The organism is Bradyrhizobium nivariense (genome assembly GCF_029846695.2).
Classification (GTDB): domain Bacteria; phylum Pseudomonadota; class Alphaproteobacteria; order Rhizobiales; family Xanthobacteraceae; genus Bradyrhizobium.
In genome coordinates, this window is the sequence record NZ_JARWCR020000006.1 from 33182 (window position 1) to 46465 (window position 13284).

A 13284-nucleotide genomic window follows, 5' to 3' on the forward strand; every position below is an offset into this window, starting at 1 on the left:
CCTGTCACCGACGCGTGATGCGGAACAGGGGTGAACGGTCCGGCTGGGTCGTGACGACACCGATCGGGATGACAGGGCTGGTATCGGCAAGCTCGACGCGGAATGCGCCGATCAGCCGGGCCAGCGCCAGCACGGATTCGGCTTGCGCAAACGGCGCGCCAACGCAGACGCGTGGACCCGCACCGAACGGCAAATAAGCGAAACGGTCGGGCGGCTCGGTCGATATGAAGCGTTTTGGAATGAACGCATTCGGCTGATCCCACAGCTTCTCGTGCCGGTGCAGCAGCCACGGCGCGATCATGATGATGTCGCCCTTGCCAATCTCGACGCCGGCTGCGTTATCCTTCTCGCGCGCGGCCCGAGCGATCAGGAAGGCGGGCGGATAGAGCCGCATGGTCTCCTCGATCGCGGCGCGGGTGAACTTCCGGCGATCGATGTCGGCCATGCTGTCGAGATGTTCGCCGCGGGTCTCGGAGGCGATCTCCTCCTGCGTATCGGGATCGAGCGCGAGCAGATAGAGCGCCCAGAACAGCGCGGTCGCCGTGGTCTCGTGACCCGCGAGGATCATGGTCGCGACTTCGTCGACGAGTTGCTCGTCCGAAAAGCCCTTGCCGGTTTCAGGGTCACGCGCCTCGTCCATGAGGTCGAACAGGTCGCGCGGCGGCGCGCCGTCCTTCTTGCCCATCTCACGCCGCTCGGCGATCAGCATCGCGACGAATTCGGTCCAGCGCTTACGGAAACGGGCGCGGGCAAAATCCATCGGGCTCGGCCAGGACAGGGGCAGCACCATGTCGAGCAAGTACGGCCGCCCGAGTCGGGCTCCATACTCCATGACGAAGTTGCGCAAGGTCGGGCCATGCCGCTCCATGCCGAACGAGAACATGGTGCGTCCGGCGATCTCCAGCGTCATGCGCTGCATGATCTCGCGCAGATCGACCGGCTCGCTCGTGCGTGCATCCAGCTTCGCGATGGTCTCGTCGAGCACCGCCGTCATGTGCGGGACGAGATTTGCAGTCGCGCGCGGCGTGAACGCCGGCGCGAGGGTGCGGCGCTGGAACGTCCACGAATGGCCCTCCGCAATCAGAAGGCCGTCGCCGAGCACGGGACGAAGCATGCGGATGCCCGCCGGGGTGCGCGAGTAATTCTCGTAATTGCTGAGCAGGACATGCCGGATCGCATCCGGCTGGTTCAGGATGAAACTGTTGCGGAAGAAGAAGCGGCCCTTGATGACGTCTTCCTCATAGGCGCGCTGTCCCCAGGTCGCGATCATGTTCCGCTTGATCACTGCAAGCCGGCCGAGGAACGACATATCGTCGGGCGCACGCGGCGGGGTCGGAGGGACGATGGGCCGACGCACGCTGGCGATATTCATGGCTCTCTCCCGCAGAGGTGACGCAGGCAAATAGCTAGTAAGTCAGCTCGGCAATCGCAATCCTGTTCTCGGAGGCAGGCCAGGCGCGTGCCACAATTCGTTCTTCGTTGAATTGGACCACGATGTTACGCCCGACCTCGCCGGCCGGAAGGCGCAGTGTTGCTGTCGAATCTGTGGGCACACCCGATTTGACGTCGGCCGGCTCCTTGCCGTCAAGCAGCACCACATCGCGCGGCAGGCCGAAATAGCCGCGCGGACGCGACAGGATCACGACAGCCCCGGCGTCCTTGTCCGCGAGCCCGAGCGGACGCGCGGCGCGCAGATGTACCACGTCGGACGAGCGCGGGAAGGGCGAGCGGTAGATGTGCGTCGTCGGCACATCCGGCGATGTCAGGACAAATTCGAGCGACCAGGAAGGCTCGACCTGCGCCGGTCCCCAGCGGCCGTCGGCGCCGGTCTTCGCGCTGTGCACGGCGCTGCCCTTGCGCTCACCGGTTTCAGGATCGACGCGAAAGATATCGACGGTTGCGCCGGCCACCGGCCGATTGGTCGGCGCGCCGCCCGGCATGCCCGTCACGAGGCCGCTCAGCCTGACGCTCTGCTCCGGCACGATCGCGATGCGCTGGGGCTCACGGCCGGCGATGAATCTGTAGATCTCGCGGAAGGCTCGGGGGTGAAACGCCACCTCGCGATGATCGAGTGCGCCGAGCACGAGGTTGGTGGCCCCCTTCAACTCTGGACCTTCAACGTTGACGCCCGTCGACGTGCCGGGCTTGCCGATGAAGCGGCCATCGGCTTGCGCGTATTTGTCCATGCCGTCGCTGCGCAAGGTGAGGAAGGCAACACCCGGCGTCACCTCGCTCTCGCCCTCATTCAGGCCGCGCAGGAATGCGCCGCGGCCGTTGAACTCGCTGTTGGGCTGGTCGTCGGTCGCGAACACGCCATGATTGGGCGTGCCGCACAGGACGGCGTGGCTGACATCGCCGGCGCCGCCGCCTCTGATCACGTTACGGATCGCATAGCCGCCGCGCGAGCTGCCGACCAGCGCCACGCGGGCCGCGCCGGTGCTGCGCTTCAATTCGGCTATGGCGGCGGCGAGCTCGCGGCGCTGGTCCTCGGTCGAGGAGCGGCCCGCCTGCTCGACCTTGTCATCGCTCCGCGCATTGGGATCGGTGAAATTGATCGCCATCATGCGCTCGCGCACGATGCCGTTGGATTCCATCCGCCACAAGGTTGTCATCCAGAGCGCGTCGTAATCGCCATTGCCGTGGACGAACAGGATCGGAGGCACCTCGCTCGAAGTGGCGGGTGTGGGTTGGGCCAACGCACCCGCCCGCCAGCTCGCAATTGCGAAAGGCAAGCTGCCGGCACCTTGCAAGATCATCCGTCGCGACAGCTTCATGTGTTCCTCCCCGGCAAAACCATCTCTTTGCACCGCTTATACCGGCCTAACCACTGGACAGCGAAGGACTTTCGCGGGCATCACTGAGCATACCGGAATCACCCGAAACCACTTCTGCCAGCCCATATGGAAGGGGATATGACCGAGCAGACGAACCGTCAGAGAATTGCCGCCGACGGCATCACCGCGCCGCTGCGGTACACCGTGTTCCGGCGCATCTGGCTCGCCAGCCTGCTCTCCAATCTTGGCCTGCTGATCCAGGGCGTGGGCGCCGCCTGGGCAATGACGCAGATGGCGGCCTCGGCGGACAAGGTGGCGCTGGTGCAGACCGCCCTGATGCTGCCGATCATGCTGATCTCGATGCCGGCCGGCGCCATCGCCGACATGTATGACCGCCGCATCGTCACCCTGATCTCGCTCGCGATCGCGCTGACCGGCGCGAGCGCGCTCACGGTGCTGGCCGGACTGAACCTCATCACCCCGGAAACGCTGCTCGCCTTCTGCTTCGTGGTCGGCAGCGGCAACGCGCTGTTCGGTCCCGCCTGGCAGTCCTCGGTCAGCGAGCAGGTGCCGCCCGATGCGCTGCCGTCGGCCGTCGCGCTGAACGGCATCAGCTACAACATCGCGCGCAGCTTCGGTCCGGCCGTCGGCGGCGTCATCGTCGCCGCGCTCGGCGCGGTGGCGGCGTTTGCCTGTAACGCGATCCTCTATCTGCCGCTGCTGGTGGTGCTCCTGCTCTGGCGGCGCAACACCGAGCCGTCGCGCCTGCCGCGGGAGAAGCTCAACCGCGCCATGGTGTCGGGCTTCCGCTACATCACCAATTCGCCGCCGATCAAGATCGTGCTGTTGCGCACGCTGGTGATGGGTCTGTGCGGCGGTGCCATCATGGCGCTGATGCCGCTGGTCGCGCGCGACCTGCTGCATGGCGGCGCGCAGACCTACGGCATCATGTTGGGCGCCTTCGGCATGGGCGCAGTGGTCGGCGCGCTCAATATCCACGAATTGCGCAAGCGCATGAGCGGCGAAGCCGCGATCCGCGCCTGCACCATCTCGATGGCGTTTGCGATGGCCGCGCTCGCCGTGAGCACCGAGCCGGTGCTGACCGCGGCCGCGCTGGTGCTCGCCGGCGCGGTCTGGATGGCTGCCGTCGCGCTGTTCAATATCGGCGTGCAGCTCTCGGCGCCGCGCTGGGTCGCCGGCCGCTCGCTCGCGGCGTTCCAGGCCTCGATTTCCGGCGGCATCGCGATCGGCGCTTGGGGATGGGGCCATCTCACCGACTACGCCGGTGTCGAGGTCGCGCTGCTGACGGCCGCCGGCCTGATGCTGATCTCGCCGGTGCTCGGGATCTGGCTCGCGATGCCGCGCGTAGGCGCGCGCAACGAGGATGCCGACGTGCTGGCCGATCCGGAAGTCAAACTGTCGCTCACGGCGCGCAGCGGGCCGCTGGTGGTCGAGATCGAATACCGAGTCTCGCAGGAGAATGCCCGCGCCTTTCACAATGTGATGCAGGACGTGCAACTCTCCAGGCAGCGCAATGGTGCCTATGGCTGGTCGATCGCGCGCGACATCGCCGATCCTGAATTGTGGACGGAGCGCTATCACTGTCCGACCTGGCTCGACTATCTGCGCCAGCGCAACCGCTCGACCCAATCCGAACGCGCGCTGCATCAGGAAGCGATCGCCTTCCACGTCGGCCCCGATCCGGTGCGAATCCGCCGCATGCTGGAGCGTCCGTTCGGCTCGGTGCGCTGGAAGGAGGATACGCCGGATCGCGCCAGCGCAGAGGTGCTGCCTGTGGTCGCGACCGCGGCGGGAAGCAGCACGTAATTTTTGCCAAACACTCCGCCGTCGTCCCGGCGAAGGCGGTTACTGCCCGTGATCCGTCAGCACCTTCTCGCAGCCTTTGGTGAGTCGGGTACGGTTCTGCTTGAGGCAAGCGAGCACGGCGCCATCGCCGTTGTTCATCACCGGACGGCAGAAGCGCGTGACGTCGCGTGCGCAGGCGTCGTGTCCGGGCTGCTGTTGCGCGGATGCGCCCGACGCGCACAGAATCAAACAAACAATGAAAAGAAATCTGGCCATCGCGTAATGCCTCTTGCCCGGAAGAAAGTGCGGGCGAAGCTAGTGCGACGATCCCGGAGCCGCAACGGCTTTGTTGGCAAGCTGACTTTGCAGGCTCATTGGCGCCGCCGCGTGGCCCCAGCCTGACGCCGGGGCACATCGCGAGGGAGCGAACCGACGCAACGACGTTATCGTTGCGGTTACTGACTGTCTCTTACTGACTGTCTCTTACTGACTGTCTCTTTACTGACTGTCCTGGGCGTCAGCGACCTTGCGTGACGCGCCGCCCTTGGCAAGGTCCTTGTCCATCACCGCACGGCAACCGGCGCTCAGATCCGAACGATGCTTCATCATGCACGCCGTGATCTTCGGGATGTTGGGGATTTCTGACGAGCACAGACGGAAGGCGTCGCCGGTGCACTGCTGCTGCGCTTCGGACGAAAAGGCGAAGCTCGAGCCGGTTGAGGCGATCGAGACGATGGCGGCAAAACCCAGAGCCAGGCTGGTGTCGCGGATCTTGTCAGTCAGGGATTTGGCGGAGAAAGACTTGCTCAGAGACTTGGTCATTTGAAGCTCCCATTGGCACCGCTGGAAGCGGGCCCGTTGTTGATGGGAACTACGATGCTCCAGCAAAACAGTTTCTACTGTGATGACGGTCACGGGAGGGCCGCCCTCTGTGATCTCGGTCACTTTGGCGCACCTCACTGAAATTCCTCCGCATCCGCTGTCGTGTTGGTGTCACGTTAACTGTTCCTTCGCATTAATGGCTCGGCGAGCGGGAAATTCCGCAGGTTTGGTTGCGTAATTGGAAAGAGTAGCGATGCGTAATGCGTTGGGCCTGATGCTGGCCAGTGTAGTTGCGGCGGTCGTGATCGCCGCCGGCGGTTGGTTTTATTATTCCTCGCGCGCCGATCAGGCCGCTCCCAAGACAATGGCCGCCCGTGCCGCCGATCAATTGCCGGCACAGGCGAAGCTCGCCGCCCGGGATGACGTCGAGACCACAGCGGCGCTCGTCGGCAAGCCGGCACCCGCTCCGGCGCAAGCCCCAGCCATGCCGGCACAGCAGAAATCGACCTGCGCCAATCCCAACGGGCTGGGCGTCTCCCGCGTGGTCGAGATCGACACCACCGGCGGCCCGGGCTTCGGCTTCGACCATTTCAAGCAGTTCGACTTCCTCACCGACAAGGAAGTCGTGCTGACCTTCGACGACGGTCCCTGGCCAGTGAACACGCCCGCCGTGCTGAAGGCGCTTGCGGATGAATGCACCAAGGGCCTGTTCTTCTCGGTCGGCAAGCATGCGACTTATCATCCGGAAATCCTGCGCCAGGTGCTGGCCCAGGGGCATACGGTCGGCGCGCACACCTGGTCGCACGTCAACCTGAATGGCAAGAAGATGACGGAGCAAATGGCCAAGGACGAGGTCGAGAAGGGCTTTAGCGCGGTGAAATTCGCGCTCGGCACCAACCCCGCACCGTTCTTCCGCTTCCCGCAGCTTCAGCACAATCCGGCGATCGTGAGCTATTTCGGCACCCGCAACGTCGCGATGTTCTCGACCGACATCGATTCCTTCGACTTCAGGAAGGGCGCGACGCCGGAGAAGATCATCGAGACCGTGATGACCAGGCTCGACAAGCTCGGCAAGGGCATCATCCTGATGCACGACTTCCAGAAGCACACCGGCGAAGCCATGCCGGCGTTGCTCGCGCGGCTCAAGGCCGGCGGCTACAAGATCGTGCAGATGAAGGCCAAGACGACCTTCCAGACGCTGCCGGACTATGACGAGGCACTGCTGAAGGACCTGAAGGTGCCGACCTCGAGCGCGCGTCCGATCGCGAGCGTGGTGCAGACGGTTTCGCAGTAACGCGTCCGATCCGATCCAAAACTGTTGCGTCATGGCCGGGCTTGCCCCGGCCATGTGCTTTTTGGGACCAATGACCGCTTACCAGTAGATTCCGTGGCGATGCAGCTCGCTGATGATGCGGCCTTCGGTCCAGCTGCGCTTGTGCTTCGGCTTGTCTGCTTTGGCCGTCGTCTTCGCGACAGGTTGGGTCGTCGTCGCGGGCGCCGAGGTCGTCGTGGTCGTGGGTGTGGTCGTGGGTGCGGCGGCCGCCGCAGGCGCCGTCAGCGAAACCGCCGGCGGGCGATCGAGATATTTCGGAGCTTCGGCGGCAGGCGCTGCTTCGCTCACCTGCGTCGGCGCGGCAGCAAGTGCCGGCGCCGTTTGCTGAACCGAAGCCGGCTCGCTCACCGCGGACAGCGACAGGCTGCGCGGGCCTCCGGCCTGGGCAGATGCAGAGACCAGCACCATGGCGGTCACCAGAATGATCTTGCGCATATGAAATGTCCCCGTGTTTGGTGTGAGCTGGACACTAAGGGAGCCGATCGCGCGGTTATGTGATCACGATCACTCATGCTGGCGCTCGATCCCGAACGCGTCCATGGCGATGGAACGGCAGCGCTCTGCGCGACCCCATCTGGACTGTACGCTCTTACAGGCTGGAGGCGCCGGTCAAAATGCTTGGCTTGTGGGATCGGATGAATCTGGGCGACAGTTGTGGACGCTGCGAACGACAACTATAGTTGGTCGCCCCTCGCTGATCTTCGAATTGTCTAATGCATAAGGTCTTTCCACATATGAAGGAAGGCGAGTCTACACCGCCTCGCCCGCAGTCAGTTGCCGCTCGGGAGGATCATCCTGCGGAAGCACCCCGCTCTAGTCCGCTAGGGCGAACCTCTGAACCACCCACAAAGCTGACCGACCCAATTAGCGAGTCGCGATGGTACAAATTCGGCCGCGTCGCCCTTGGGTACCGCCGTCGCGCCCATGCGACGTACATCAAAGCGCTACTGTCTACAGACCTGCGCCTTCAACGAACGACCCAGCAAGTCGCCTCCAAAGGATCAACGCTCCTCGCGACAATTGTGTCCGTGATAATCTCGGTGCTCTTCTACACCATCGCTGACAGCACGGATATCAAAGCAAGTGAGACGCACTTAGCCGCCGCCCAAATAATTGGCGCTGCGCTTGCGCTAGTTTTGTCTCTTTCGATTATTCCTGCGCAGCGCGCCGCCGAATTATTTTCTATCTCTGTTCTGCAGCAGTTCGCTAAGGATCGTGCTCTTGTCGGCGTTTTTTTGATTTTGGTGGCGACTACGATGCTCTCGCTCTTGCTGGGGACGCGGTGGTCCGTCCGGCTCGATCCGAAGATGTCCCTGGTGCTGCAATTCCTTCTTCTTGGAATATCATTCGATGCTCTGCGCCGCTTCTACGTTTCAACACTTAACCTGCTTGCACCAGAGTCTGCCATCCGACAAATCGTACGGGTCAGCAGCGCGCAGATTCGCAGGATTGGACGGGCTGCTGAGAAGGCGGTCGCAATTCAAGTCGTTGCTAACGGCGCGCCGAGTAAGATGGATCAGATACTCCACGCACAAACAATTGTGCGCACGCGCTTACCTCAAGGACTCCAACACTCGATTGCGCAACTTGAGGAATTTGCGCACCGATTCATTGCTCGCCGCGACTCGAATGCGACCATCGAAACCCTCGGCGCGCTTGAAACTATCGCTACCGAATACTCAGACCTGCGAAAGAAGAGCATAACGCTTCATGTAGATCCCAAATTTCCATTTGCTGGATACCTGAGCGACGTATCGGACGTGTTGAATCCCATCTACGAGAGCATACTGCACATCATAGAGGACGCGATTGCCGCCAAGAACGAGCGAGTTGTGCAACATTCAATCTCATCAATGGGGCGGATGACATTGCAGGCTATGTCTGTTGTCGCGCACGGCGCGGCAGAGCAGAGAGTAGCCCCGCTGGCCTATAGTGCTTGCTTTTACCTTCACCGCGCGGCGCGTTTGGTGCTTGCAGCCAACATGCCCGACGCAAAATTGCGTGCTATTTCCAGTTTCGGAGCCGTGCTTCAAAACCGCTCGACTGATGTGGGCTCTACGGAAACAACAATGGAGGCGAACGAGGCGCTCTTTGACATTGCTGTGGATGGATACGGTAAGTCGGATCAGATTTCGGTGTTCCGGTCATTTGAAGCCATTCTTTTCGCGGTCCGTTATGAAATCGAGAACGACTTGTTCGAGGTAGGGTCGCTAAAATCGACGTTAGACCAAATTTCCGAATTAATTCCGTTCGAGATATTGGCTGACGTCGCAGGTAAACGCCGTTTACACGTTTTCCCGGCTTACGCACTCGGCTTTGAAGCTAGCATCCCGGCGCTGGTCGAAAGCATCGCGGCAAAGATCAAGGTTGATCCAGAGCGGCCATGGAACGATCCCTTCGCCGATCTATCAGAGGCCGCGGAAGAAGTCCGCGGGCATTACCGACGCCTGTCGAGTATCGATTTTCAAGGCACCCTATTGGCCAAGTGGGTGCTGGACTCGCTCGATGCGATTCTGAAAGTGCTCATGCGCCAGATCGCGCATCCACCTTCAGGTGCAGAGGAATTTATCTCGACGGTTGTGGATGACCTAAAGCCACTCATAACTTGGGTTGGAGGATTTTTTCCTGCTGATCGTCCTGCAAAGGGACACCACTTGTCCGACGCGACGGCCAATCTTGCGGTCTTTGGACTCGATGCGCTCGACAAAGGCTGGCCCGACATCGCGCAGACCTGCGCAGAAACAATCGAAAGAATTGCTGATAACGTTGGGGGAAAGATCAGCGCCTATAACTTGGCCGACATACATGTCGATCTAGAAGTTATTGCCCGAGCCGGTGAAAGGACAGCCGGGAAAGCGTTTGCTGCAAACGTTCGATCCATGATCTCTCTGCCCGCAAATCTCAATCAAGATAGTCAAAAGCATCACCTTGAAGCGCGGGCAACACGGTTTGCCCAATTGGACGAAGCTGTATCAAAGGCAGGCCGTCGGCCGTACTCAATGAAAGCCTATCCTGCCGAGCGCCTGCACGCGTTCTTTGAAATTCATCCGCAGCGATAGTGCGTGCCCGGCGGTGATAGCGAGGATCGATGCAATGGCGACGGATGATGACCGCAAGCTACCAACTGCCGCGCTGGAAGACGCGCTGCAGGCGCACCTGAAGCAGACGCCTGCGACCTGTGGACAACCCGTTCGGCACGAGGCTGTCACCCATGTCTTAGGTACGTTCCGTTACCCATGTCTTCGGGCCGGACACTGGGGCGCTGGTGCCGCAAGAGGGATTCGAACCCCCGACCCCGTCATTACGAATGACGTGCTCTACCAACTGAGCTATTGCGGCGAACCCTGCCGGGGCCCGCGCGAGGCCGGTCCCGATACGCGCGCTCGTGATATCGGGCATGGCCCGAATTGGCAAGGTGGAGCCGGCTTCGAAATGCCCCTCACCCGCCCCAGCGAGACCAGAATCCGCGCCAGCCGCCGGCCTGGGCCTTGGGCGTGCCGATTTGTTCCGTAAATTCATCGCTCGGGCCCTCGTCATCGATCCCGGGATCATCCGGGGCGCGGACGATCGGGATGACGGCGGGAATAGGCGCTGGGGCCGGCTTGCCGAGGTCGGCGCGAGTCCGGAACACCGGCGTTGCCGCCGCCGGCGATGATTCGGCGATCTCAGGGGCCGGTTTGACCGGCTCGGCGGGCGTGACCACCGGCTCTTCCTTGGCGTCCTCCTTGGCCTCCTCGGGGGGCGAATTGTCCTGAGAGGCCGCCACCGCAGCTGGCGCCCTTACAAGCAGTTCCGCCGGGCTTTCGCTCGGGACCGCCGTCTCCCGCTTCGGCGGCGGGGCCGCCAGCATGGCTTCCTCGAACGCCGAGGATTCGATCATGTCGCCCTTGCCGGAAGGAAGACTCGCGACCGGCGTCTGCCACTGGAACGCGTCAAGGCGGCCGGTGACCGGGGACACCGGACGCCAGCGGTCGCTGACATAACCGTCCGCGGTCCAGGCCGGATCATGGCGGGCGCGCACCGCGCGCAAGGTCCAGGCGCGGGCCCGGCCACCGTCACCATGCTCGGTGCGCTCGATCTCGGCCATCAGCAGCGCCACGCGCTGGGTCGGGTCGTTGACGTAAGGCGACAGCACCTTGCGCGCACGGGCGAACTCGGACGCATCGATCGCGGCGCGCGCGATCGCCAGCTGGCCCTCGACATGGCCGGCCTTGTCGGCAGGAATCTTGGCGGCAAGCGTCTCGACCCGCTGCAAGCGCTGCCGCGCGGAATCGCCGAGCTTCACATGCGCATAGGCATCCGCAAGATCAGGATGCGGATTGGCGAGCCAGGCGGCTTCAACCAGCTTCATAGCGCGGCGCACCTGATGCGCCTCGCTCTCGAATTTTGCGGCGAGCACCGCGGCCGGGACCAGGGTCGGCGCGAGCTTGATCGCCTCCATCACGCTCTCGCGCGCGACGTCGCGGTCCATCTTCTCCAATTCCAGCGCGCGTGCGGCGAGCAGCACACCGCGCTGGCGACGATAGGCCTGCTTGTCGATCAGGCCCGCGGACAGATTCGAATCGAGAATCGCGAGCGCGCCGCTCCAGTCACCGCGCGCGCAGCGGAAGCCGAGCACCGCATGCGAGGCCCAGGTCGAGGACGGCGACAGCTTGATCGCTTCCTCGGCGATCATCACAGCGCCGACCGCATCGTCGGCGCGCTGCGCCTCGATGAACAGGCCGCGAAGGCCGAGCAGGCGCGTGTCCTCGCGCGCGGCCATGGCACGGAAGACGCGCCGCGCCTCGTCGCGATTGCCCTCGAGCTGGGCCGATTGCGCATGCAAGAGAAGCGCGAGCGGATCGTTTGTGGCCAGCCGCCGCGCGGTATCGGCGTGGCGACGGGCAAGCGCGGTATCGCCATGGCCGATCGCAAGCAGGCCGTGGGTGATGGCGTGACGGCCGCGGGCGTGACGCTTCTCATGACGACGGCGCCGCAGACGCCCAGGCGCACGCCAGGTCATCGTCAGCAGACTCCAGACCAGCACGACTGCCGCGGCAAAGAGGCCAAGCAAGAACACGAACCTGGGAAGCGTCGTTGTGGCGCGGAAAGCGCCCGCGGTCAGGACGAGGTCGCCGGGCTGGTCGGCAACCCAGGCCGCGCCGGCCGCCGCCAACGCGATCAGAACGAGGAAGAGGACGATGCGAAGCATGACGATCCCTATACGCGCTGATTATTGCGCGAACCTTTATTGCTTGACGAGATCGGCCATGGCGCCGTCGGCGAATTTGCGTGAGGCGGCGAGCGCTGCGTCACGGGCATCGGCCTTGTCGAGCCAGACCTGTGCCGGCGCACGATCGGCTTCGGGCAGCGTCTTCAGCTCACGCCGCGCTTCCACGAAATCGTTGCGAAGCGCTGCGGCTGTCACCCGCGCGACGATGGCGCCGCGATCATTGCCGACCCCGTCGGTGCGCTCGATGCGAACGAGTTTTGACGCCCCCGCCTGGAGGCGCTCGACGATGCCGGTGCCGCTGGCCGGGGCTTCCGCCGGCGGCGACAATTTTGGCACGATGTTGAGAAGCTCGCGACTCAGCGCGACCGGCGTCGGGATGCCTGACGATGCAAAGGTGTCGAGCGGCTTCAGCATATCGGGCTTTGCTGCCAGCGACCGCGCCGCGGCGAGCTGCGACTCGTAAGCGTCCCCGTGGCGAACGGCGACGTCGAGCAGGGCCGCCGCCACCACATGGCGCAGCGGCTTGTCGTCCGTCGTCCTGGCGTCGGCGATCTTCTCGCTCTGCTGCGCGAGTTCGGCACGTTCGGTCTTGGTGGCACGCTCGAGCTGCGCGATACGGTCGTTGAGAGCGGCAAGATCGGGCGCGGCGGCGCGCGGCGCCGATTTCGCGTCGTTCAGGGCGCCCGCGGTCTTGTCGGACTGCGCGCGCAGATTGGCGATGTCGCTGCGCAGGCCAGTTGCGGATTTCTCGAGCGCATCGATCCGCGCCACCATGGCCGGATCGGCGGCAGGCTTGCCCGCCTTGGCTTCGACCGCGGCAACACGCCCGCTCAGCGCATCGACCGTTGCGCCCGTCACTTGCGGAGCGGCCGGCGGGGCCTGCACTGCAGGCCAGCCCAGCATCCAGCCGACCGCGATCACAATTGCGGCTGCGACCGCGCCAGAGAACGGAGCGATAACCCAAGGTGAAATCGACGGCGATACGGACGCGGCCGCAACGGAAGACCGCTCCTCGGCAGGTTCGGGCTGCGGCTCGGCATTGGCTTCTTCGGACTTCGCTTCTTGAGACTTGGCTTCTTGAGACTTCGCTTCTTGAGACTTGGCCTCTTGAGACTTGGCCTCTTCGGACTCGCCCTCTTCGGACTTGGCCTGCTCATGCGTGGCCTGTTCGGCCGCCGCCCGAGCCTCCGGCTCGCCCGCCGCCTCCTGCGGCTGGGTCGAGACTTCGGTTGCCTCGAGGTCGATGGTGGGCGGGGTGCGCTTGGCACGGCTGGACTCGGGAGCCAATCCTGCGTCTTCAGGCTTGTCGTCGGCCATCGTGACGGTTCCTCACACTT

10 protein-coding genes and 1 tRNA gene are annotated in these 13284 nt (G+C 63.6%); 3 read left to right on the forward strand and 8 right to left on the reverse strand.

Going from position 1 to position 13284, the window contains the following annotated elements; translation table 11 throughout:
- Window positions 1-4: 4 nt before the first annotated feature.
- Together QCM77_RS07270 and QCM77_RS07275 are read right to left on the reverse strand one after the other, a co-directional pair.
- Window positions 5-1372, reverse strand: a complete 1368-nt coding sequence (locus tag QCM77_RS07270; RefSeq protein WP_279682617.1) for a cytochrome P450 — start codon at window positions 1370-1372, stop codon at window positions 5-7.
- Between the two features lie 34 nt (window positions 1373-1406).
- Window positions 1407-2774 carry a hydrolase gene (locus QCM77_RS07275; RefSeq protein ID WP_279682618.1) on the reverse strand — a complete coding sequence of 456 codons (1368 nt, stop codon included), beginning with the start codon at window positions 2772-2774 and terminating at the stop codon, window positions 1407-1409.
- A 138-nt stretch (window positions 2775-2912) separates the two neighbouring features.
- On the opposite strand from QCM77_RS07275, the gene QCM77_RS07280 reads away from it, so the two are divergent.
- The gene (locus QCM77_RS07280; protein ID WP_279667711.1) at window positions 2913-4601 is read left to right on the forward strand and encodes an MFS transporter; all 1689 of its coding nucleotides are present in this window, start codon (window positions 2913-2915) and stop codon (window positions 4599-4601) included.
- A gap of 39 nt (window positions 4602-4640) precedes the next feature.
- Here QCM77_RS07280 and QCM77_RS07285 read toward each other — a convergent pair whose 3' ends face one another.
- Both QCM77_RS07285 and QCM77_RS07290 read right to left on the reverse strand, forming a co-directional pair.
- The gene (locus QCM77_RS07285) at window positions 4641-4856 is read right to left on the reverse strand and encodes a hypothetical protein (protein ID WP_279667712.1); all 216 of its coding nucleotides are present in this window, start codon (window positions 4854-4856) and stop codon (window positions 4641-4643) included.
- Between the two features lie 222 nt (window positions 4857-5078).
- Entirely contained in the window at window positions 5079-5402 is a 324-nt protein-coding gene (locus tag QCM77_RS07290; RefSeq protein WP_279682770.1) for a hypothetical protein, read from the reverse strand.
- 253 nt (window positions 5403-5655) lie between these two features.
- Here QCM77_RS07290 and QCM77_RS07295 point away from each other — a divergent pair, with 253 nt between their 5' ends.
- Entirely contained in the window at window positions 5656-6696 is a 1041-nt protein-coding gene (locus QCM77_RS07295) for a polysaccharide deacetylase family protein (RefSeq protein WP_279682619.1), read from the forward strand.
- A gap of 78 nt (window positions 6697-6774) precedes the next feature.
- Here the strand turns inward: QCM77_RS07295 and QCM77_RS07300 are convergent, their stop codons facing one another.
- Entirely contained in the window at window positions 6775-7170 is a 396-nt protein-coding gene (locus QCM77_RS07300) for a hypothetical protein (RefSeq protein WP_279682620.1), read from the reverse strand.
- A gap of 605 nt (window positions 7171-7775) precedes the next feature.
- On the opposite strand from QCM77_RS07300, the gene QCM77_RS07305 reads away from it, so the two are divergent.
- Entirely contained in the window at window positions 7776-9794 is a 2019-nt protein-coding gene (locus QCM77_RS07305; protein WP_279682621.1) for a hypothetical protein, read from the forward strand.
- A gap of 204 nt (window positions 9795-9998) precedes the next feature.
- Here the strand turns inward: QCM77_RS07305 and QCM77_RS07310 are convergent.
- The 3 genes from QCM77_RS07310 to QCM77_RS07320 all read right to left on the reverse strand — a co-directional run bounded on the left by QCM77_RS07310 (window position 9999) and on the right by QCM77_RS07320 (window position 13264).
- Window positions 9999-10074 (reverse strand) — tRNA-Thr (locus QCM77_RS07310).
- A gap of 100 nt (window positions 10075-10174) precedes the next feature.
- Window positions 10175-11926: a heme biosynthesis protein HemY gene (locus QCM77_RS07315; RefSeq protein ID WP_279682622.1), complete on the reverse strand. Its 1752-nt coding sequence runs from the start codon at window positions 11924-11926 to the stop codon at window positions 10175-10177.
- Between the two features lie 36 nt (window positions 11927-11962).
- Window positions 11963-13264 (reverse strand): COG4223 family protein, encoded by a 1302-nt coding sequence (locus QCM77_RS07320; protein WP_279682624.1) that lies wholly within the window; start codon window positions 13262-13264, stop codon window positions 11963-11965.
- Between the last annotated feature and the right edge of the window lie 20 nt (window positions 13265-13284).